This window comes from Nonlabens sp. Hel1_33_55 (genome assembly GCF_900101765.1).
Lineage (GTDB): Bacteria > Bacteroidota > Bacteroidia > Flavobacteriales > Flavobacteriaceae > Nonlabens.
In genome coordinates this window covers 1590001-1612021 of the sequence record NZ_LT627735.1, presented here as the reverse complement: position 1 = coordinate 1612021, position 22021 = coordinate 1590001, and the positions used below count along the sequence as shown (strand labels likewise).

Annotated in this window: 19 protein-coding genes, 2 tRNA genes and 2 rRNA genes (1 of these 23 cut by a window edge); 19 read left to right on the top strand and 4 right to left on the bottom strand. The window is 41.1% G+C overall.

What is annotated here, in order from left to right:
• Positions 1–113: 113 nt before the first annotated feature.
• Positions 114–1094 (top strand): M23 family metallopeptidase, encoded by a 981-nt coding sequence (locus BLO34_RS07190; protein ID WP_090753994.1) that lies wholly within the window; start codon positions 114–116, stop codon positions 1092–1094.
• Entirely contained in the window at positions 1094–1420 is a 327-nt protein-coding gene (locus BLO34_RS07185; RefSeq protein ID WP_090753992.1) for a MerR family transcriptional regulator, read from the top strand. The genes BLO34_RS07190 and BLO34_RS07185 overlap by 1 nt, the downstream gene beginning before the upstream one ends.
• Here BLO34_RS07185 and BLO34_RS07180 read toward each other — a convergent pair.
• Positions 1415–2233: a hypothetical protein gene (locus BLO34_RS07180; protein ID WP_090753990.1), complete on the bottom strand. Its 819-nt coding sequence runs from the start codon at positions 2231–2233 to the stop codon at positions 1415–1417. The two genes, BLO34_RS07185 and BLO34_RS07180, sit on opposite strands and share 6 nt — an antisense overlap.
• 163 nt (positions 2234–2396) lie before the next feature.
• On the opposite strand from BLO34_RS07180, the gene BLO34_RS07175 reads away from it, so the two are divergent.
• Positions 2397–2825, top strand: coding sequence for a DUF2141 domain-containing protein (locus BLO34_RS07175; RefSeq protein ID WP_090753988.1), 429 nt, complete (start codon positions 2397–2399; stop codon positions 2823–2825).
• A gap of 31 nt (positions 2826–2856) precedes the next feature.
• Here BLO34_RS07175 and BLO34_RS07170 read toward each other — a convergent pair whose 3' ends face one another.
• Complete coding sequence (locus BLO34_RS07170; RefSeq protein ID WP_090753986.1) at positions 2857–3855, bottom strand: Gfo/Idh/MocA family protein; 999 nt, start codon at positions 3853–3855, stop codon at positions 2857–2859.
• Positions 3856–3976: 121 nt separating this feature from the next.
• On the opposite strand from BLO34_RS07170, the gene BLO34_RS07165 reads away from it, so the two are divergent.
• Together BLO34_RS07165 and BLO34_RS07160 are read left to right on the top strand one after the other, a co-directional pair.
• A complete protein-coding gene (locus BLO34_RS07165) occupies positions 3977–4888 on the top strand; it encodes a TIGR01777 family oxidoreductase (RefSeq protein WP_090753984.1) in 912 nt (303 codons plus the stop codon).
• A gap of 4 nt (positions 4889–4892) precedes the next feature.
• A complete protein-coding gene (locus BLO34_RS07160) occupies positions 4893–5288 on the top strand; it encodes a hypothetical protein (protein ID WP_090753982.1) in 396 nt (131 codons plus the stop codon).
• Positions 5289–5335: 47 nt separating this feature from the next.
• Here the strand turns inward: BLO34_RS07160 and BLO34_RS07155 are convergent, their stop codons facing one another.
• Positions 5336–6121 (bottom strand): hypothetical protein, encoded by a 786-nt coding sequence (locus tag BLO34_RS07155; protein WP_090753980.1) that lies wholly within the window; start codon positions 6119–6121, stop codon positions 5336–5338.
• A gap of 83 nt (positions 6122–6204) precedes the next feature.
• Positions 6205–6858 carry a YceI family protein gene (locus tag BLO34_RS07150; protein ID WP_090753977.1) on the bottom strand — a complete coding sequence of 218 codons (654 nt, stop codon included), beginning with the start codon at positions 6856–6858 and terminating at the stop codon, positions 6205–6207.
• A 218-nt stretch (positions 6859–7076) separates the two neighbouring features.
• Between BLO34_RS07150 and BLO34_RS07145 the strand changes: the two genes are divergently transcribed.
• The 14 genes from BLO34_RS07145 to BLO34_RS07075 all read left to right on the top strand — a co-directional run.
• On the top strand, positions 7077–7634 hold the full coding sequence (locus BLO34_RS07145) for a nucleotide exchange factor GrpE (protein ID WP_090753975.1): 558 nt from the start codon (positions 7077–7079) through the stop codon (positions 7632–7634).
• Position 7635: 1 nt separating this feature from the next.
• Positions 7636–8769 (top strand): molecular chaperone DnaJ, encoded by a 1134-nt coding sequence (gene dnaJ / locus BLO34_RS07140; protein ID WP_090753973.1) that lies wholly within the window; start codon positions 7636–7638, stop codon positions 8767–8769.
• Positions 8770–8991: 222 nt separating this feature from the next.
• Entirely contained in the window at positions 8992–9921 is a 930-nt protein-coding gene (locus BLO34_RS07135; RefSeq protein ID WP_090753971.1) for an ABC transporter ATP-binding protein, read from the top strand.
• Complete coding sequence (locus tag BLO34_RS07130) at positions 9914–11209, top strand: ABC transporter permease (protein WP_090753968.1); 1296 nt, start codon at positions 9914–9916, stop codon at positions 11207–11209. The genes BLO34_RS07135 and BLO34_RS07130 overlap by 8 nt, the downstream gene beginning before the upstream one ends.
• Positions 11194–12111: a mechanosensitive ion channel family protein gene (locus BLO34_RS07125; RefSeq protein ID WP_231959584.1), complete on the top strand. Its 918-nt coding sequence runs from the start codon at positions 11194–11196 to the stop codon at positions 12109–12111. Before BLO34_RS07130 ends, BLO34_RS07125 begins: the two co-directional genes overlap by 16 nt.
• Positions 12112–12221: 110 nt before the next feature.
• Entirely contained in the window at positions 12222–13112 is an 891-nt protein-coding gene (locus BLO34_RS07120) for a hypothetical protein (RefSeq protein WP_090753964.1), read from the top strand.
• On the top strand, positions 13112–14278 hold the full coding sequence (locus BLO34_RS07115; protein ID WP_090753962.1) for a sigma-54-dependent transcriptional regulator: 1167 nt from the start codon (positions 13112–13114) through the stop codon (positions 14276–14278). The genes BLO34_RS07120 and BLO34_RS07115 overlap by 1 nt, the downstream gene beginning before the upstream one ends.
• A gap of 2 nt (positions 14279–14280) precedes the next feature.
• The gene (locus tag BLO34_RS07110) at positions 14281–15150 is read left to right on the top strand and encodes a PPK2 family polyphosphate kinase (protein ID WP_090753960.1); all 870 of its coding nucleotides are present in this window, start codon (positions 14281–14283) and stop codon (positions 15148–15150) included.
• A complete protein-coding gene (locus BLO34_RS07105) occupies positions 15143–16549 on the top strand; it encodes a M20/M25/M40 family metallo-hydrolase (RefSeq protein ID WP_410503928.1) in 1407 nt (468 codons plus the stop codon). Before BLO34_RS07110 ends, BLO34_RS07105 begins: the two co-directional genes overlap by 8 nt.
• A gap of 51 nt (positions 16550–16600) precedes the next feature.
• Positions 16601–17938 (top strand): MATE family efflux transporter, encoded by a 1338-nt coding sequence (locus BLO34_RS07100; protein ID WP_090753958.1) that lies wholly within the window; start codon positions 16601–16603, stop codon positions 17936–17938.
• Between the two features lie 575 nt (positions 17939–18513).
• Positions 18514–20034, top strand: a 16S ribosomal RNA gene (locus BLO34_RS07090).
• Between the two features lie 155 nt (positions 20035–20189).
• Positions 20190–20263 (top strand) — tRNA-Ile (locus BLO34_RS07085).
• A gap of 129 nt (positions 20264–20392) precedes the next feature.
• A tRNA-Ala gene (locus BLO34_RS07080) sits at positions 20393–20469 on the top strand.
• 208 nt (positions 20470–20677) lie between these two features.
• A 23S ribosomal RNA gene (locus tag BLO34_RS07075) occupies positions 20678–22021 on the top strand; it runs 1481 nt beyond the window's last position.
• Together the 16S and 23S rRNA genes with 2 tRNA genes alongside form the textbook arrangement of a ribosomal RNA operon.

Genomic DNA, 22021 nt, shown 5'->3' with positions numbered 1-22021 from the left:
TCGTTGTTAACGGGTTGATGATGAGTTCGCTTTCGCGAAAGCGTAACAAAATCAACCTTTCTGCGTCTTCTAAAGAGTGCAGAAAACACGGCAAAAATAGCACTTTATAACGTATGGCAAAGGTTAAGTACTACTACGATCAAGAAACACTTTCCTACCAAAAAGTAGAGCGTCGCAAGCGTAAAACTTTAGGTAAAGTGACTCTATTTGTTTTTTCAAGTTGTCTAGTAGGTTTTCTTTTGTATTTGTATGCCGGTAAGGTTTATGATTCTCCAGAATTGCGCAGTGCCAAGCGCGATAAGCAATTTGTCGAAATGCAAATGGAGAGCATGGAAAAGGAGATTGACCAGCTAACCGCCGTTATTGAAGAAGTTGAAGATCGTGATAACAGCATCTACCGCATTTATTTTGATGCCAACCCTATTACTGAAGAGCAACGTCAAGCAGGTTTTGGTGGTGTGAATAGATACAGAAACTACGAGGGTTATTCAAATTCTGATAAGGTAATCACGCTTAAGGAATCCATCGATAAATTGAAGAAGCGTACCGCAATCCAAAGTAAATCACTGGATGAGATTGCAGTTCTTGCTAAGGATCAAGAAAAATTATTAGCAAGTATCCCAGCGATTCAACCAGTTCGTAACCAGGATTTGACACGTATGGCGAGTGGTTATGGTTACAGGACTGATCCATTTAATAAAACAAGAAAATTCCATTATGGAATGGATTTCACCTCGCCGCGAGGTACACCTGTATTTGCCAGTGGCGATGGAGTAGTGGAGCGCGCAGATGCTAATAGTGCTGGTTATGGAAACCATGTAAGAATTGATCATGGATTCGGTTATGTGTCTTTATATGCACACCTACGAGCACGCAATCCTTATAATGTAAGAATAGGTCAAAAAGTAAAACGTGGAGACATCATAGGTTACGTAGGTTCTACAGGTCGCTCTCAAGCGCCGCACCTACACTATGAAGTGTTTAAGGATAACGAGCGTATCAATCCTATTAATTTCTATTACGGTTCTTTGACTCCAGAAGAGTTTAATGAACTACTCAAGAAATCTGAACAAGAAAATATCTCTCTGGACTAATGCACGTTGACCTACCAGAGAAGTTGTATTATTCCATGGGCGAAGTCACTAAGGCTTTTGATGTCAATGCATCGCTTATAAGATTTTGGGAAAAGGAGTTCGATATCATCCAGCCTAAAAAGAACGCTCGCGGTAACCGCAAATTCACTCAAGCAGATATCAAGAATCTACAAACGATTTTTCATTTGGTTAAGGAGCGAGGTTTCACGTTAGAAGGTGCTCGGGACTACATGAAAACCCATAAAGAAGATTTAAGTCATCTGGAGATCATCAAGAAACTTGAATTTGTAAAAGCCGAACTGCTTAAGATCAAGAACAATTTATAAAGCAGTTTTATAAACGAATCCTAAATTTACCGCAGGTCCCAAGCCCACATTCCTACCGTCTACCGTATAGGCACCATTTACAAAAGCACTTGTTTTTGCTGTGATAGATTTTGATAATGTCAATCCAACTCTCAAGAAATCAACTTCCAATTCCCTGAAGTTATCTGGCGCGGGAAAACCGCGATAATCTCTTCCATTGAGCGAGTTTTGGTAATCTATAAAAGCGTCTATATAATAACTCGTCTTCGCCAGACCTATTTTCAAACTCGCCGTATTGGAATCTGGAGTTGGTTCTAGGGTTGGCGTATAACCAACTTGTGCTGTTGCGAACCATCCAGCTGTTCTTTTGTAATGCAACAAGGCTCGCAATGGAAAGCTGGTGGCACGTTGTCCTATAGCGTTAAGACCTTCGGTTTGATAGTTGGTTAAAGGGAATGCGATGCCACCTGCTAGGGTGGTTGATAGTTCATATTTCTCTGCAATCGTTTCGAAAGCTTTGAACTTGGCTATAAGTCTAGCATCTTGTAATGCTTTTTCTGCGTCACTTTCTACATAGGCTGCTGCTAGATTGACATCAATGCGATTTGTAATGCCGTAAGCGATGAAAGTATTGATGTTATAAAAGGACTTCTCAAGCTCCAACTCGTTTTTGCCAGCTAGATAGGTTGGATTATCCTCATATCCAGCGCCAATTACAGCTGTAATGTTTCCTGCACCGTTATAAAATCCATCAATGAGTCCTTGACTTTGAATTGACTGAATAGAGCAACCTAGGAAAAGGCAAGCAAAACATGTTTTGATGGTGAAGTTCATCGGTTGATTTGCTTTAAGATACGTACAAAACGCTGGTTGGTTTTCTACGTTTTCAGGAAAAGGTACAATTCAGATACTGATTCCTACAGTTGGGTAGCTACAAGTTTTAAAAACTGCCATGTCTCTGCATATTTGAACCACCAAACAATCTAAAACACATAATATGAAAACGCTTATGACCACCTTAGTTCTTATTCTTATTTCCGCTTTCGCGAAAGCGCAATCACCACAAACAACTGTAGAAACCTACAGCATCACCGTCAACGTTGACAATGCCCGCAACGACAATGGCAAGATGATTTTTTCCCTGAGCACTAAAGACCAATTCATGCGTGCTGCACCTTTAATGGCAGATAGCTCAAGCATTAAAGATGGAGTTGCTACCGTTACTTTTGAAAATGTTCCTGCCGGCGAATATGCGATCATCGTTTTACAGGATTTAAATGGCAACCAACGAATGGATTTTGAAGTGAACGGCATGCCTAAGGAATCTTATGGCGTCAGTAATAACGTGATGAGTTTTGGGCCACCAACATGGGCCGAAGCAAAATTTGAAGTAACCGAAAACACCACGCTTAGAATTGCGATATAATCTCTATTACTTTATAACAACGACCTGATGTCTATGATGTCAGGTCGTTTGATGTGGTACCGTATCCAATTTGATCTTTGATTTCATCCAGATACTGCGTGAGTTTCAAACTCATATCTAGTGGCACGAGATCTGATTCCGTTTTTCCAGATTGCAGTTGTTTGTGGATATGCTGGATTTCATGCACATAACCATTACCACTTATGGGAAGTTCAAATACCTCTGTGGATTGATTCTCGTAAAGATGCAGTTCAATTTTTTCAGTCTGATGAAATTTCTGATGCATTTTGATGAAGCCTTTTTCACCATAGATAAATGCTTCTGTAGGTGTATTTGAAATAAAGGACGACTCCATGATGGCTCTCGTGTTATAAGGGAAACTGGCAATCACACTACAAAATTGGTCGATGCCGTTAGGTGCTAGTATAGCATTTGCTTTGAGATTCATCGGTTCTCCCAATATCAACATACTCAAATACAGCGGATATATACCTATATCCAAGAGTGCGCCGCCACCAAGGCTCTTGTCCAGCAATCTACTTTCTGGTGGTGCGCTTACCTTAAAACCAAAATCTGCTTTTACATAGAGAAGATTACCAAGCACTTTTTGGTTCAGCAATTCTAAAACCTTTACCGTAGCGGGAATAAATCTGGTCCAAATTCCTTCCATTAAGAATAGGTTTTTTGATCGCGCCAGCGTTGCCATTTCGTTTGCCTGTTTAAGATTGAGCGCAATAGGCTTTTCACATAATACAGATTTGCCGTGATTGAGACACATCAATGTATTCTCATAGTGATAAGCGTGAGGTGTGGCTATGTAGATGATGTCAACATCAGGGTCTGCGGCAAGGTCTTCATAGCTGGAATGTGCTTTTTGAGCGCCGTAGGTTTTTGAAAACTCCTCTGCTTTCTCTAAGGATCTGGAGCCAACCGCCATAATCACTGCGTTGTCAACGAGCTTTAAATCCTGTGCAAATTTGTGGGCGATCTTGCCCAATCCCATTATTCCCCAACGTATATCACTACTCATATTTTTGTTTTCAAAATCTAAGGAACAAGTTCTTAATTCATTTGAGCTAGTTAGCCTTTCAAATCGTTAATTTCTAGCAAATGAATAAACTCCATCATCTATTCAGGTTTAAATTAGGAACATGAAGCTATTAATAACAGGAGCCACAGGATTGGTAGGCTCAAAATTGACAAAAGAGTTGAGGTCTGTAGGACATCAAATCCATTATCTCACCACTAGAGAAAGCGCTATAAAAAATGAAGCGGACTACAAGGGCTTCTTATGGGATGTAAAGTCGATGTCTATAGAAGCAGCCTGTTTGGAAGGTGTTGATACCATCATTCACCTTGCGGGTGAATCGGTATTCCAGCGATGGACAGATGAAGCCAAGGATCGCATCATGTCCAGCCGTATCAATAGTACAGAGCTATTGATCAATACTCTTAGAGATAATGAGCATCAAGTTAAACATGCCATAACGGCAAGCGCCATAGGGATCTATCCAGACAAATGGGAAGGCCAACCCATGACGGAAGATCAAGTTCCACCAACAGCAGATAATTTTTTGGGTGAAGTCTGTGTGGCTTGGGAAGATGTAGGCGAGCAGTTCAAAGAATTAGGATTGAAACACTCCATTGTCCGCATCGGAATTGTTTTAGCTTCAAAAGGTGGAGCATTAGAGCAAATGGCTAAGCCTGTCAAGATGTACGCCGGAGCAGGATTTGGCAACGGTAAGATGTGGCAAAGTTGGATAGCAATAGACGATCTTGTCGGGATCTTCAGACATATTTCTGAAAATGAGCTGGTAGGAGTTTATAATGGAGTCGCTCCCAATCCAGTAAGAAACAGACCGCTTATGGAAACCATAGGAGATGTTCTAGACAAGCCTGTTTTTTTACCTAACGTTCCTGCTTTTATGATGAAGTTGATGCTGGGTGAGATGTCTGCCACGGTTCTTTCTAGCCAATATGTGAGTGGTGAGAAGATAGAGCAGGCAGGTTATAAATTTGAACTTTCTAATTTGAAACCGGCATTGGAGAAATATCTATCTTAGATGGATGATTTTAAGATACCCAGCACGTAGATATTGGTTGCAGCACGCACCACCATTAAGTGTTATGGTAAATGATAAACGGGTTGATGAACTGAGAGAAGGAAAGAGCGTCCATCTAAAAATAAATCCTGAAGATAAAGTAGAGCTAAAAATCGGTTTCTGGATTCGTGAGGAAATACCCCAACTAGATAACTCTACAACATATTTTGTCAAATCAAGCATCTTGATCAAATGGATGCAAATGATTCAGTTGCTTTTCTTTTTTGGATTTCTGGCATATGTTAATCTCTCAGACTGGAGTTGGTGGACCATGTCAATTGCTATGGTGATTTTCATTGCTATTCATTTTCTCTTTCATAAATACATAGAACAAAATCAACCATTTGAAATTGTGATGTAAATTTCAAATCTTAGATGTTTTGAATATTAGATTGGAGAAAATTGGAGTTATCCATTCAATTTATTCCATTCTTCCTGCTTCTTCTTTTTGCGTTTATTGTAAATGACAAGTGCAATTATCATGATCAAGCCTAAGGGTAGAAGCACACAAATAGCACCGCCGGCGACCATTCCAATGTTGTATGCTGATAAGCCTAGACGGTCAAAATCTCCTGCGTTAAATGGATCTTGGTTGGAACAAGCAGTAAATTGATTAACTCCTTTGAAATCATCATCTATGGAAATACTTTTGAGAAATTGATCTCCTATTTCATTTTGTAGCGCACTTACTGGATGAATGTAGATTACTTGATAGAGATTTTCCTTTACCTGAAAAGTGGAATGATCATATTTATAGGTTTCATCGTATTCTGAATCGTAGAGCGTATAACCTAGATTAGCCAGATAAATCCCTTTATTCATTTGCTGGAAATCATCAATTATTTCCATTTCAGGTTCTTCTGCTTTCCATTCTTCAGAAAGCTCGTTGTAGTGAATTTTCATTTCCTCTAGATTGCCTAAACAATACTCATATTCACTTGTGCTAAGGGAAACTATAAAAGTGGTGTCATCATCTTCGTTGTACGCCATCCAATACCTGGAGTGGACATCATCGTAATATTCATTTTCATAGGTATAATATCCAGGTAAACTAATGGTAAGAACCGTGTCTATTTTTACCTCAATGAATTGGTTGGAAGAATCGCTAACTACCGCAGGTAAGTAATTGTTAGCATTCGTATTTTGTAGAATTCCCAAAAGGAAAAGCATCAATAAAAAGGCAGAAAATTTCATAAAAGCAATAATACTCAATCATCACCTAATAAAAAAAGCCTCCCAAAAGGAGGCTTTCATCATTCATCATTTAACCAACCAGATTACTTAGTAGCAACCAGATTTACTTTCAATGTCATATCATCAGATATTGCTTTGTCCTTTACAGTATCAGCAAGAGTAGTAGAACCATATACGATTCCCCAATCTGTTCTGTCGATAGTAAATTCTTCAGACGTCAACATCATTCTATCGCCATCATAAGAAACGTTTACTGGGAAAGAAACATTTTTAGTAATGTCTTTCAAAGTAAGGTTACCTTCAAGTGTGTTACCATTAAGACCAGTAACTACAAATTTTGCAGTTGGGTATTCTGGAGTATTAAAAAAGTCAGTCGCTTTACCTTCTGCAGTACCTTCTAGGTGAGCTTTAAGACTCATTGCGCTTTCACCTTCAAGGTCAGTCACGGCGATAGAATTCATGTCGATAGTAAATTCACCACTTTCAACATTTTCTCCATTTACCATCACCATACCACTTTGGATATCGATAGTTCCTGTGTGCATTCCGCCTACTTTAGAACCTTCCCAATTGATGATAGAAGCATCTGTATCTACATTATAAGTAACGGCAGCATCGCTCGCCATCGCTTCAGTTTCTGCATCCATGGCATCAACTTCATTAGGTGTGTCCTTACAGGATACAGCAAAGATCATCATTGATGCGATTCCTGTGATTTTTAAAAAATTACGTGTCATTTTTTTGGTTTAATTGTTAAGCTGCAAAATTACATGTACCTACAAATAGTTTGGTTAAAAGTTTATTAAAATAATGCAGTGACATTTTGGCATCGATCTTTATGTGGCAGTACTTTTGACCATTGCGTGCAGGAAGGTTCGATATGAGTTCGCTTTCGCGAAAGCGTAACCAACATCAACCATAGTTCAAATTATAAAATTTAAAGGAAGTCATAACCATGGCAAAGAAAGATAAAAACGAGCAGGAAGAAGTAATACAGGATCAAGTCACTGAGCAGGAAACTGCAGAAACGGAAGCGGTAGAGCAAGAAGAACAAGAAGAAAAAAGCGTGGAAGAAGTGCTTGCCGAAGATCTTCAAAAGGAAAAAGATAAATATCTAAGGTTGTTTGCAGAATTTGAAAACTATAAACGACGCACCGCCAAGGAGCGTATCGAGCTTTTCAAGACTGCAGGTGAAGGCGTTCTCAAGGACATGATACCTGTTCTAGATGATTTTGATAGAGCGATTCTAGAAATAGTGAAGTCAGAAGATCAACAGTTGTCTGAAGGTGTGGTGCTTATCCATAACAAACTGCGCAACACGCTCGTAGGTAAAGGACTGTTATTGATGGAAGTCAATGCAGGAGATACCTTTAATGCAGATGAACATGAAGCGGTAACACAGATACCTGCACCTAGTGATGATATGAAGGGCAAGATTATCGATGTAATAGAAAAGGGATATAAACTAGGTGACAAGATAGTACGTTACCCTAAAGTAGTGATAGGACAATAATATGGCAGATTTTTATGACATACTAGGCATTTCAAAGGGAGCAAGCGCTGCCGAAATCAAAAAGGCCTATCGCAAAAAAGCCATTGAGTTTCACCCAGATAAAAACCCTGGCGATGCTGCTGCAGAGGAGAATTTCAAGAAAGCAGCTGAGGCATATGAAACCTTAAGTGATCCACAGAAAAAGTCTAGGTATGACCAGTTAGGCCATCAGGCTTATACTTCTGGTGGTGGTCAAGGTTTTGGCGGTGGTCAAGGCTTTGGCGGGATGGATATGGATGACATATTCAGCCAGTTTGGTGATATTTTTGGTGGCGGCGGTGGCGGATTCTCTGGTTTTGGAGGATTCGGTGGTCGTGGCGGTCAACGACGCGTGAAAGGAAAAGACTTGCGCATACGTGTTTCACTTACTTTGGAAGAAGCTGCAAATGGCGTTGAGAAGAAGGTGAAAGTGAAACGTAAAAAGCAAGCGCCAGGCGTAAGCTATAAAACATGTACTACCTGTAATGGGTCTGGACAGGTTTCTAGAATACAAAATACCATCTTAGGTCGCATGCAGACTAGCGCTCCATGTACCACTTGTGGTGGATCTGGACAAATACTAGATAGTAAGCCTAGCGGTGCAGACAATCAAGGATTGATTACCGAAGAAGAAACAGTCGCTATCAAAATACCGGCTGGTGTAGAAAGTGACATGCGTCTTAAAGTAGGTGGTAAAGGAAATGAAGCACCAGGTAATGGTGTAAGTGGCGATTTACTGGTGGATATAGAAGTAAAACCTCATGCAGAATTACAACGCGAGGGAAATAACTTGCACTATGATTTGTATGTAAGTGTGCCTGATGCTGTATTGGGAACTTCAAAAGAAATCAAAACCGTAACCGGTAAAGTGAGAATCCCAATTGAAGCAGGAATTCAAAGTGGAAAAATTCTAAGACTGAGAGGTAAAGGAATGCCTAGCCTCAATGGATACGGAACTGGAGACCTTTTAGTCCACGTAAATGTATGGACGCCACGTAGTTTGAATAAGGAACAAAAGGATTTCTTTGAATCCATGAAAACAGATTCCCATTTTGAACCAGCACCAGAAAAAGGAGATAAATCATTTTTCGAAAAAGTAAAAGACATGTTTTCTTAAGAAAACTATAAAGAATTGAAAAATAAGTTTATATTTGATCAACATTGGTTAACCAACCAATTGTTATTTTTCTTTTTCATAGCAATTTTTCCCACCTCTCAAGCAATTGAGAGGTGGGTTTTTTTTATGACGTTTTTGAAGCGATTGTCGCGTCTATTAAATTATTCAAAAATGCCCCAATTTGCTGGGCTATATTGTTAATTTAGCGCGATTAACATAATTATGGAATACGCTCTAGAGGCAGTCAATATCTCAAAATCTTACGGCGACTACAAAGCCCTTAATGAGGTTACCATACGAGTGCCTAAAGGAAGTATTTACGGATTGCTGGGACCTAATGGTGCTGGTAAAACTTCATTAATAAGAATCATCAACCAAATTGCCGTTCCAGATTCAGGTACCATACTTCTAAATGGAGAACAGTTGGTTCCAGAGCATATCTCTAAAATAGGGTACATGCCAGAAGAACGTGGATTGTACAAATCCATGAAGGTAGGCGAGCAGTGCATTTATTTAGCACAGCTTAAAGGAATGAAAAAATCAGTTGCCAAAGAAAAATTGCAATACTGGTTCGATCGATTGGGAATGCAAGGCTGGTGGAATAAAAAACTACAGGAGCTTTCTAAGGGAATGGCTCAAAAAGTTCAGTTTATAGTTACTGTACTTCATGAACCGGATTTACTCATATTTGACGAACCCTTTTCTGGATTTGATCCTGTGAATGCAGACTTGATTAAAGATGAGATCTTGCGATTAAGAGATTTAGGATCTACCATCATATTTTCTACGCATCGTATGGAGAGTGTTGAGGAGTTGTGTGACTACATTTCGCTCATCAACAAATCAAACGTTGTTCTAGAAGGAAGGCTCAACGACGTGAAACAAAGCTTTAGAAATAGAACTTATGCCGTCTCCATCATTTGTAATGATAAGGAAGAGGCCTTGCGCAAACTGGATACAATCGCGACGGTTACCCCAGCAGAATTAAAAGGCCTCGACAATACGACAGATCTTATCATTAATATTCCAGAGAATATTACCGTTCCTCAATTGCTTCACGAATTGACACAGCTGGGAGAATTGACTCATTTTAGCGAGGTGATCCCTAGCGTCAATGAAATTTTTATAAAAACAGTACGTCAGGATGGATAAGTTGTGGTTGATCATAAAACGGGAATACATTAACAAGGTGCGCAATCGCACTTTTGTTATTATGACGTTTGTTAGTCCATTGATATTCATTGGCGTGATACTGCTTATTGGTTGGTTGACGAGTATCAACTCAAGCGAGACACGACAAGTAGCTATCTTGGATCAATCTTCTGCTGGATATGGGCAGTTGTTTGAAGATAATTCTGATTTTGAATATGAGCGATTGGATAATGTGGAACTTGTCAATGCTATTGCCATTAGTGAGAATAATGGAAACTATGCCTTAATATATCTAACTGATGATGATCAAAATCAGGTAGATGCAACCATCTATAGTAACGACTCACCATCCACATCTTTCATTACCTCCATGGAAGAAAAGCTTTCTAAAAAAGCAACAGAGAACAATCTGGTAGAAAAAGGAGTCAATCTCAATGACCTTGAAAATGCTCGTGTTAGAGCAGATGTTACCTTGCAAACCTACTCTGGAGTAGTGAGTAGTAAAGCTTCAAGTTGGGTTAAAATAGCGCTGGGCGGCGCTGCTGGATATTTACTTATGATGTTCATTATCATTTATGGCAACATGGTCATGCGATCTGTCATTGAAGAAAAGACCAATCGTATTGTCGAGATCATTGTGAGTTCTGTCAAACCTATTTATTTGATGTTAGGTAAAATCACGGGAACATCACTTGCTGGTATTACACAATTTGTGATTTGGGTGATACTGGGGTTTGTTTTAATAATGGTAGGCTCAGCATTTTTTGGGGTTGAGGCCTTTCAAAATCCAGCCAATCAAGAAATGGTCAATCAAGCCCAGAATATGGATGAGATGCAGTTGATCGTTAACGATATCATGCAATTACCATTATTGACTCTTGTAGTTTGTTTCTTTATTTATTTTATTGGTGGTTACTTTTTGTATGCTGCTATTTACACGGCTATTGGTGCTGCAGTAGATAGTGAGACAGATACACAGCAATTTATGCTGCCTGTTATCTTACCATTGATGCTGGCCATTTATGTTGGGTTTTTTAGCGTGATGGATAATCCCAACGGTACGGTAGCGGTAATTTTCTCATACATTCCATTGACATCGCCTATAGTGATGTTAATGAGAATTCCATTTGGTGAGATTGCATGGTGGCAGCTGGCAATAAGTATATTGCTACTTTATACATCCATAATTTTTGTAGCTTACTTGGCGGCTAAAATTTATCGCATCGGAATCTTGATGTACGGTAAGAAAACCAACTGGAAGGAACTTTATAAATGGCTCAAGTACTAATGAATATCGACTGGCAACAAATCCGGGACTTTCTGACGTATCAGATTATCGAAGGAGACCCTAGAAAAGAGGAATTCCATTTTGATACATGGATGTTGCTTTTAATAGTCGTTGGTCTTTTTCTCACAGGTTTATTCCTTAGAGTAGTAAAGAATTTTTTTACCAGAAAGATGGAGCCTTCAGATAAACTGAAGTTTCAGAGCATCTTTAAGTTTTTCAATTACATAGTTTATCTGACGGTAATACTGGTAATTTTAAGTAGTTCTGGTATCAATTTGACGGGTATTTTGACGGCGAGTGCCGCAATTTTTGTAGGTATTGGTTTTGCCCTTCAAGATTTTTTCAAGGATATTATTGCGGGTATCACCATATTGGTCGACAAATCGGTTTTGGTCAATGATGTGGTAGAGATGAATGACAAAGTGGCCAGAGTTTTTGAAATCAAACTGCGCAGCACAAGGGCGATTACAAGAGATGATAAGGTACTCATCATTCCCAATCACCTGTTCTTGACTGAGATCATTTATAACTTCACCCAGAACCATAGCAAGACCCGTGAATCTGTTCATGTAGGCGTGTCGTATGGCAGTGACGTGCGTAAGGTGGAGCGCTTGTTAATTGAGTGTGCCAAAGCCGAAAAAGCCATTCTCAAAAGTCCGGAACCCTTTGTGATGTTCAACAATTTTGGAGACAGCAGCCTGGATTTTGGAATCTACTTTTTCATTCGTGACAGTTTTGTGGACCTTAGGATCAAGAGCAATTTGAGGTTTGCGATTGACGCGGCATTCCGTGAGAATGGTGTCACCATTCCATTCCCGCAAAGAGATGTACATTTTTACCAATCAAAGCCAATCAATTACCAGAATAGTAGTGAGAATACTTCCAATGAAGATGATAATTAAAACCATCATTATGGAAGTGCAAGAGATTTTAGATGAGTTCGCTTTCGCGAAAGCGAAATTACCTACCAACATCGCAACACTGAATAATTACCCGAACGACTAAATACCCTATGAAAAATTATTTGAATATTGCATTAATCCTATTTGCATCAAGCTTTATAGTTAACGCCCAAACCACGGACCTGGCGAGGATCGAGTATATGAATATTCCTTTTTCCAAATCTGATAATTCCATACAGCGATACAGGGCATTCATCCAGGCGCCTATTCCATTGGATAAGGATTTAAATAAACTTATCGTAGTAGGTCTGGACTATCGTTATAACGATATCAATATCAAAGATGCAGTACCTTTCAATCCAGATATCGTCTCGTCAACGCAAAGAATGGAAGTGAGTTTAGGATATGTTTGGAAACCTCAAAACATGGAAAACTGGCGGTTTGGAGTGCGTGGTCTTGCGAGAGTCGCCTCTAATCTAGATAGCAAGATTACCAGTGATGATATGATATATGGGCTCGCAGCATATGCTATTTATGACAGGACAGATGAGAGCGTGGATAAACCATACCGTTGGATTTTTGGAACGGAATACACCACCACACCAGGTCGTAGTTTTCCGTTACCTATTGTAAATTACTACAGAGAATTTGCGCCTAACTGGACTTATACATTAGGGGTTCCTAAAACTAACGTGCGTCGTTACCTTAATGATAGCCATAAAGATGCTGTACAAGGTTTTGTTACACTGGATAACTTTTTTGGTAACATCCAGCAGAATATTAATATAGACGGTCAAACCGCAGAAAATATATCGATGACGCTGATATTGGGCGGTTTGGGATATGAACACTATTTTACAGATCATTTATTGTTCTACGGTTACGGAGCCTATACGATAAGTAATGACTTTAGATTGCGAGACAATGATCGCAACGATATATATACCATTAATGAAGATGCCAGTTTTTACGTGAGAGGTGGCCTAAAATTTAAGTTCTAATGACTTCAAATATTTTATTGATAGAAGATGAAGCAGCGATAAGGCGTGTGCTTACTAAAATACTTTCAGAAGAAAACAAAGGATACAATGTCACCGAGGCCAGCGATGGATTAGAAGGTATTGAACTGGCAAAAGATAATGATTATGATCTAATCCTTTGTGATATCAAGATGCCAAAAATGGATGGCGTCGAGGTTCTCACGGCTCTCAAAAAGATAAAACCAGAAATTCCTATTGTCATGATCTCTGGACATGGTGATCTTGATACAGCGGTGAATACCATGCGCTTAGGAGCTTTTGACTACATCTCCAAACCACCAGATTTAAACAGACTTCTCAATACAGTGCGCAATGCATTGGATCGTAAAGAGCTGGTTGTGGAAAACAAAAGGCTTAAGAAAAAGGTGAGCAAGAACTATGAGATGGTAGGCGAGAGTGAACTCATCACCATCATCAAAAATATTATTGAAAAGGTAGCACCAACCGAAGCACGTGTACTCATAACAGGAGAAAATGGTACTGGTAAGGAATTGGTTGCACACTGGTTGCACGAAAAGAGTGGTCGTTCCAGCGGTCCTTTTATTGAAGTGAATTGCGCCGCGATTCCTAGTGAGCTAATTGAAAGTGAATTATTTGGTCATGTTAAAGGTAGTTTTACTGGAGCTAATAAAGATCGTGCCGGGAAATTTGAGGCCGCTAATGGTGGTACTATTTTTCTTGATGAGATAGGAGACATGAGTTTGAACGCTCAAGCCAAAGTATTGCGAGCCTTACAAGAGAATAAAATACAGCGAGTAGGTAGCGATCGCGACATTAAAGTAGACGTGCGTATTCTTGCAGCCACAAACAAAAACCTCAAGAAGGAAATAGAGGAAAATAACTTCAGAGAAGACTTGTATCACAGATTAGCGGTCATTCTCCTTAACGTGCCATCTCTTAATGAGCGTCGGGAAGATATAGCCATATTAGTAGAGCATTTCTCCAATAAGATTTCTACAGAACAAGGAATGCCAGTGAAAGACTTTGACGATAAAGCTATAAAGCTTCTTCAAGAATATGATTGGACTGGAAATATTAGAGAACTACGCAATGTAGTGGAACGTCTCATCATTTTGGGAGGTAAGGAAATAAGCGAGAAAGACGTAAAACTATTTGCAAGTAAATAAAGATGAATCTAGACCAGTATAAAGCAACGCCAGACAAGCCTCTAAAAGAATACGCAACTGCACCTCAAAATCCGTTGGATAAAAAAGCTGCAAAAAAAGCCCTGAAAAAAAGCCGAAAGGAATTGGCAGATTTTCAGGAACGCATGTATGCTCATGATCGCCACGCTGTTTTGGTCTGTTTTCAAGGAATGGATACATCTGGAAAGGATAGTTTGATAAGAGAAGTTTTTAAGGATTTTAATGTTCGCGGTGTAGAACAACATAGCTTCAAAGTCCCGACAGAATTAGAGTTATCGCACGGTTATTTGTGGAGGCATTACATCGCATTACCTTCAAAAGGTCACTTCGGCATTTTTAACAGAACCCATTATGAAAACGTACTGGTCACAAGAGTCCACCCAGAATATTTGTTGAGCGAGAATCTACCAGATATTCATAAACCAGAGGATGCTGACGATGAGTTTTGGAACATGCGATTTGAACAGATCAATAACTTTGAAAAGGAGCTGGTGCAGAATGGTACTAAGGTTTTCAAATTTTTCTTGAACCTTAGCAAAGAAGAGCAAAAGAATCGGTTATTACGACGGTTGCGATTACCAGAAAAAAACTGGAAATTCTCTGCCGGCGACCTCAAGGAACGAGCTATTTGGGACAAGTATATGCACGCTTATGAGCAAGCCATCCAGCACACCACAACACCGCAGGCGCCTTGGCACGTGATTCCGGCAGATGATAAACCTATGGCGCGCTACATAGTTTGCCAGATTCTAGTAGAACAACTCAGCAAGCTGGATGACGTCAAATTTCCAGAACTGGATGAAAAAACCGCAAGCCGTCTTGATGAATTTAAAAACCTATTGAATAATGAATAGAGCTATTTTGATGTTAGGAGTGATGTTGATGAGTTTCGCTTTCGCGAAAGCGCAATCTCCACAAACCCAGCAAGATTCTACAGTCCTGCGAACCATTTACAATCACAACTTGACAAATTCCAAAAGCTATCAATGGCTCGAGCATTTGTCAAACGAAATAGGCGGTAGGTTATCCGGATCACCACAAGCACAAATGGCGGTAGAATACACTCTCGCAGAACTCTCCAAAGTAGCGGACACTGCTTATTTGCAACCGGTCATGGTTCCTAGATGGACACGTGGCACACCAGAAGTAGCTTACTTTGAAACCAAAGATGGAGTTAGAATCAAGGTAAATGTATGTGCATTGGGTGGTTCTGTAGCGACACAGCCTTCTGGTAAATCTGCCCAAATCATAGAAGTTGACGGAATTGAAGATCTCGAGAAATTGGGAAAATCTGCTATTTCTGGAAAGTATGTGTTCTACAACAGACCTATGAAAGCCACTAAAATTCAAACTTTTGAAGCCTATGGAGGTTGCGTAGATCAAAGGTATTCTGGTGCCGCAGCTGCTGCGGAATATGGTGCGGTTGGTGTTATAGTTAGATCAATGAATCTGAGAATGGACGATTTACCACACACTGGAGCCATGAGTTACGGCGATTTGCCCATCGATCAATATATTCCTGCGGCTGCGATCAGTACAAACGATGCAGAGAAGTTACATGCTGCCTTAGAAAATGATCAAGATTTAAAGTTCTTTTTACAACAAGACTGCACGAATCATGGCGAGGTCCAATCATATAATGTTATTGCAGAGATAAAGGGCAATCAGTTTCCCGACGAGGTAATTCTTGTTGGAGGACACTTGGATTCTTGGGATTTGGGCGATGGTAGTCATGACGACGGTGCTGGAGTAGTACAGTCTATGCAAGTCTTAGAAACAATCAAGTCAACCAACTATAAACCTAAGCGTACGATAAGAGCCGTACTATTCATGAATGAGGAAAACGGCTTAAGAGGAGCAAACGCCTATGCAGAACAAGCCATGATCAAAAACCAAAAACACATTCTAGCATTGGAAAGCGATGCAGGTGGCTTTAGTCCACGAGGTTTTAGGTTTGACACAAATCCAGCGCAAATGAGTCAGATTGAATCCTGGAAACCCTTATTCGCTCCTTACCTAATCCATTATTTTGAGTTGGGTGGTAGCGGTGCAGATGTTGGTCCATTGAAAGATACGGGAGCTGTGCTTGCTGGTTTGCGACCTGATTCTCAACGTTATTTTGATTACCATCATGCTTCTAACGATACTTTTGAAGCTGTGAACAAACGAGAACTGGAATTGGGAGCAGCCACTATGAGTTCTTTAGTTTTTCTATACGATAAGTATGGATTGGTTTCCACCTTTAAAAACTAAGCTGGTAGATTAGCTACTCACATAAAAGTTATCTTCGCCGCTTTTTTCTAAATGATTCTAAGCGCTTACACTAGAGAGTTCAAACGTAATTTGACAATCGCCGTACCCATTATGGCAGGTCAGGTCGCTCATTTATTGGTGGCACTGGCAGATAATATTATGGTTGGTAAATTGGGTGCGGCTCAATTGGCTGCTGTCTCTCTGGGAAATACTTTTATTTTTATCGCGCTTTCTGTTGGAATAGGTTTTTCATTTGCAATAACTCCACTTGTTGCAGAAGCTGATGGTAACCAAAACACGTTAGTAGCCCGCGCTGCTTTTCATAATGGTTTTGTAATGTGTGCCGTCAATGGGCTTCTTTTGGTCTTATTACTATTCCTAGCAGAGCCTATTCTTTATAAATTGGATCAGCCGCAAGAAGTGGTAGAGCTAGCCATCCCATATATGCGTATTGTAGGTATATCATTGATTCCGTTGATGCTTTTCCAAGCAATGAAGCAGTTCTCTGATGGTTTATCGCTTACGCGAAATGCAATGTACGCCACCTTAATTGCTAACGTAATCAATGTGGCAATCAATTATCTCTTGATATATGGTAATTGGGGATTCCCAAGGCTTGAGGTGGAAGGAGCAGCCTATGGTACGTTGATCTCGAGAATTTTGATGGTCTTATTATTATTTTACATTCTGAAGAACAGCACGAGTACCATGTTCTACTTCAAGAAAATCGGAAAGCTGTCTTGGACTTATATGAAGTCTCTGCTTAATCTAGGACTGCCTACTGCTCTCCAGATGTTTTTTGAAGTTTCATTATTTACATCTGCCATCTTTCTATCCGGAATGCTGGGAACTGAAGAACAGGCGGCAAATCAAATTGCACTTAACTTATCTGCGTTGACCTTTATGGTAGCTGTAGGTTTAAGTGTTACGGCGACCATAAGGGTAGGAAATCATTTAGCTCCTGAAAAACGACCTGATTTGATTAGAGTCGCTAGGTCTATATTTTTGATGGCAATAATCGTAGACATAGCTTTTGCTTTGTTTTTCTATTTGGGAAGAAATTTCCTTCCAGAAATATATATAGAAGATCCCACAGTAATTGAGTTGGCCTCCGGTCTCTTACTAATTGCTGCATTATTTCAAATAAGCGATGGATTACAGGTTGTTGTTCTCGGAGCATTAAGAGGCCTTCAAGATGTTTGGGTTCCAAGTTTAATCTGCTTTTGCGCCTATACCCTGATTGGATTTCCTATTTCATACTATTCTTCCCTGCATGCAGATTTTGGCATTAATGGTATTTGGCTAGGTCTGTTAGTAGGGTTATCAGTATCTGCTCTGTTAATGTATTTACGATTTAGATATCTGACAAGGCAATCGCTTCTTTCTTAGAGTATTTTCAAAAAGCAGTCTTCGTGGGCTGCTTTTCTGTTATTGTAGGTTTCATTTTCCATTTTGGGAGTTGTTTTGATTGAGTTTGGATTAATAGGTTTGGGTGATGAGTTCTTGATTTTGCGTTGTAATCAAAGAAAATCCTTTGCTACCAGAAAATATTTCATTTTTTTTGGGGTTGTATTTTTTTGTAAATCAGGGTGTTGAAATTTAATAGTGGATTTATTGCATTTTTCTTTTGAAAAGATTTGGTTGGAAGAGAAATGTATCTGTATATTTGCACCCGCTTTGCAAGAGACGTTACGTCGAAATTCAGAGCAACGTTCATCAGGAGTAGTGGAAGACTGGAGTATTTAGGCATCGTGAAGAGGCCTTGGCGAAGGTTCCAAAAAGATAGCTTCTGATAAGTTCATTGAGATATTGATTGACAGCACAAAAAGAACAGGTTTGTTCCTTTTTAGAAAGGGATGGACCGGTAAGAATAATTATAATATAGTGTAAACAGACAAGAACGCCAATTGCTAGTAGTATATAGGTTATGGGATTCTCGCAAGAGATCTTTTTAACAAGATTCTACGATGAAGAGTTTGATCCTGGCTCAGGATGAACGCTAGCGGCAGGCCTAACACATGCAAGTCGAGGGGTAACAGGGAGCTTGCTCCGCTGACGACCGGCGCACGGGTGCGTAACGCGTATACAATCTGCCCATTACTGAGGAATAGCCCGAAGAAATTTGGATTAACGCCTCATGGTACCAGCTAGCCGCATGGCTTACTGGTTAAAGGTTACGGTAATGGATGAGTATGCGTCCTATTAGCTAGATGGAGAGGTAACGGCTCCCCATGGCTACGATAGGTAGGGGTCCTGAGAGGGAGATCCCCCACACTGGTACTGAGACACGGACCAGACTCCTACGGGAGGCAGCAGTGAGGAATATTGGACAATGGGCGAGAGCCTGATCCAGCCATGCCGCGTGCAGGAAGACGGCCCTATGGGTTGTAAACTGCTTTTGTACGGGAAGAAACCCCTCTACGTGTAGAGGGCTGACGGTACCGTAAGAATAAGCACCGGCTAACTCCGTGCCAGCAGCCGCGGTAATACGGAGGGTGCAAGCGTTATCCGGAATCATTGGGTTTAAAGGGTCCGTAGGCGGGTGTTTAAGTCAGTGGTGAAATGCAGGGGCTCAACTCCGGCACTGCCATTGATACTGAACATCTTGAATTATTGTGAAGTGGCTAGAATATGTAGTGTAGCGGTGAAATGCTTAGATATTACATAGAATACCGATTGCGAAGGCAGGTCACTAACAATACATTGACGCTGAGGGACGAAAGCGTGGGTAGCGAACAGGATTAGATACCCTGGTAGTCCACGCCGTAAACGATGGTTACTAGCTGTCCGGCTCGATTGAGAGCTGGGTGGCCAAGCGAAAGTGATAAGTAACCCACCTGGGGAGTACGTTCGCAAGAATGAAACTCAAAGGAATTGACGGGGCCCGCACAAGCGGTGGAGCATGTGGTTTAATTCGATGATACGCGAGGAACCTTACCAGGGCTTAAATGCAGACTGACAGGCTTGGAAACAGGCTTTTCTTCGGACAGTTTGCAAGGTGCTGCATGGTTGTCGTCAGCTCGTGCCGTGAGGTGTCAGGTTAAGTCCTATAACGAGCGCAACCCCTATTGCTAGTTGCCAGCGAGTCATGTCGGGGACTCTAGCGAGACTGCCGGTGCAAACCGTGAGGAAGGTGGGGATGACGTCAAATCATCACGGCCCTTACGTCCTGGGCCACACACGTGCTACAATGGTAGGGACAGAGAGCAGCCACCTCGTGAGAGGGAGCGAATCTATAAACCCTATCACAGTTCGGATCGTAGTCTGCAACTCGACTACGTGAAGCTGGAATCGCTAGTAATCGCATATCAGCCATGATGCGGTGAATACGTTCCCGGGCCTTGTACACACCGCCCGTCAAGCCATGGAAGCTGGGGGTACCTGAAGTCGGTGACCGCAAGGAGCTGCCTAGGGTAAAACCGGTAACTGGGGCTAAGTCGTAACAAGGTAGCCGTACCGGAAGGTGCGGCTGGAACACCTCCTTTCTGGAGTTCCTGAAATAATGGAACCTAAAAATGAGAGTTCCGTGACCTACTACATGCAAATGGCGTGTTTGTTTATATTATTATCTAGTACAACTGTCAATCTTATTTATAAAAAAAGTCGAAAGACGAGTGGTGTGCCTTTCGAGGTATGTTACAGTCTCATAGCTCAGCTGGTTAGAGCGCTACACTGATAATGTAGAGGTCGGCAGTTCGAGTCTGCCTGAGACTACTTTTAAACATTACGCTTTCGCGAAAGCTAAAATCGCACTCAGTTCATTATATATATTGAAGGAAATTCTAGAAGTTAGAGAGTTCTACATTCATCATTCTGAATTCACAATTCTGAATTCCAAACAATGGGGGATTAGCTCAGCTGGCTAGAGCGCCTGCCTTGCACGCAGGAGGTCATCGGTTCGACTCCGATATTCTCCACCAAAGTTCCCACGTAGGTGGGAATCTCTTCGAGTTTAGCAATAAGCCTGAAGAGATACCTAGTCAAGCTGGGTATGAAACGTTCATTGACATATTGAAAAGATTAAACGAGAAACAGATAGGCACATTGAAAGATGTGTTTGTTATTAGTAAAATAAGAATACAAGAGCAAGGCGTTGATTTTCTATCGTTAGAAGATCAGCATTGAATACCATAAGCAAATTAAGGGCGTATGGGGGATGCCTAGGCTCTCAGAGGCGACGAAGGACGCGATAAGCTGCGATAAGCTGCGGGGATTGGCACATACGATGTGATCCGCAGATTTCCGAATGGGGCAACCCGTCATGTTGAAGACATGTCATGCCGTAAGGCAAGCAAACCCGGTGAACTGAAACATCTAAGTAGCCGGAGGAAGAGAAAACAATAGTGATTCCGCTAGTAGTGGCGAGCGAACGCGGAATAGCCCAAACCATTCAGTTTACGGACTGCATGGGGTTGTAGGACCACAACGTTTGATGCATTTTGAATTAAAATCCTTTGGAAAGAGGAGCCGCAGAAGGTGATAGCCCTGTATAGGAAAGAAATGTTATTGATAGTGGTATCCTGAGTAGTGCGGGGCACGTGAAACCCTGTATGAATCCGGCGGGACCATCCGCCAAGGCTAAATACTCCTGAGAGACCGATAGTGAACCAGTACCGTGAGGGAAAGGTGAAAAGAACCCTGAATAAGGGAGTGAAATAGAACCTGAAACCATACGCTTACAAGCGGTCGGAGCCACCTAGTGTGGTGACGGCGTGCCTTTTGCATAATGAGCCTACGAGTTACCGTTGTTAGCAAGGTTAAGCACTTCAGGTGCGCAGCCGTAGCGAAAGCGAGTCTGAATAGGGCGATATAGTTAGCAGTGGTAGACGCGAAACCGTGTGATCTACCCATGGGCAGGGTGAAGCTGTGGTAACACATAGTGGAGGCCCGAACCGGTTGACGTTGAAAAGTCTTCGGATGACCTGTGGGTAGGGGTGAAAGGCCAATCAAACTCGGAAATAGCTCGTACTCCCCGAAATGCATTTAGGTGCAGCGTTGATTTAGTTTTATAGAGGTAGAGCTACTGATTGGATGCGGGGGCTTCACCGCCTACCAATTCCTGACAAACTCCGAATGCTATAAAATGATGATCAGCAGTGAGGGCATGGGTGCTAAGGTCCATGTCCGAAAGGGAAAGAACCCAGACCATCAGCTAAGGTCCCTAAATATATGTTAAGTTGAAGAAACGAGGTTGTACTGCACTGACAGCTAGGATGTTGGCTTGGAAGCAGCCATTCATTTAAAGAGTGCGTAACAGCTCACTAGTCGAGCGGTACGGCATGGATAATAATCGGGCATAAACATATTACCGAAGCTATGGACTCTACGGAGTGGTAGGGGAGCATTCCATATGTGCTGAAGATGGGCCGTGAGGCCTGTTGGAACGTATGGAAACGAAAATGTAGGCATAAGTAACGATAAAGGGGGCGAGAAACCCCCTCACCAAAAGACCAAGGTTTCCTCAGCTATGCT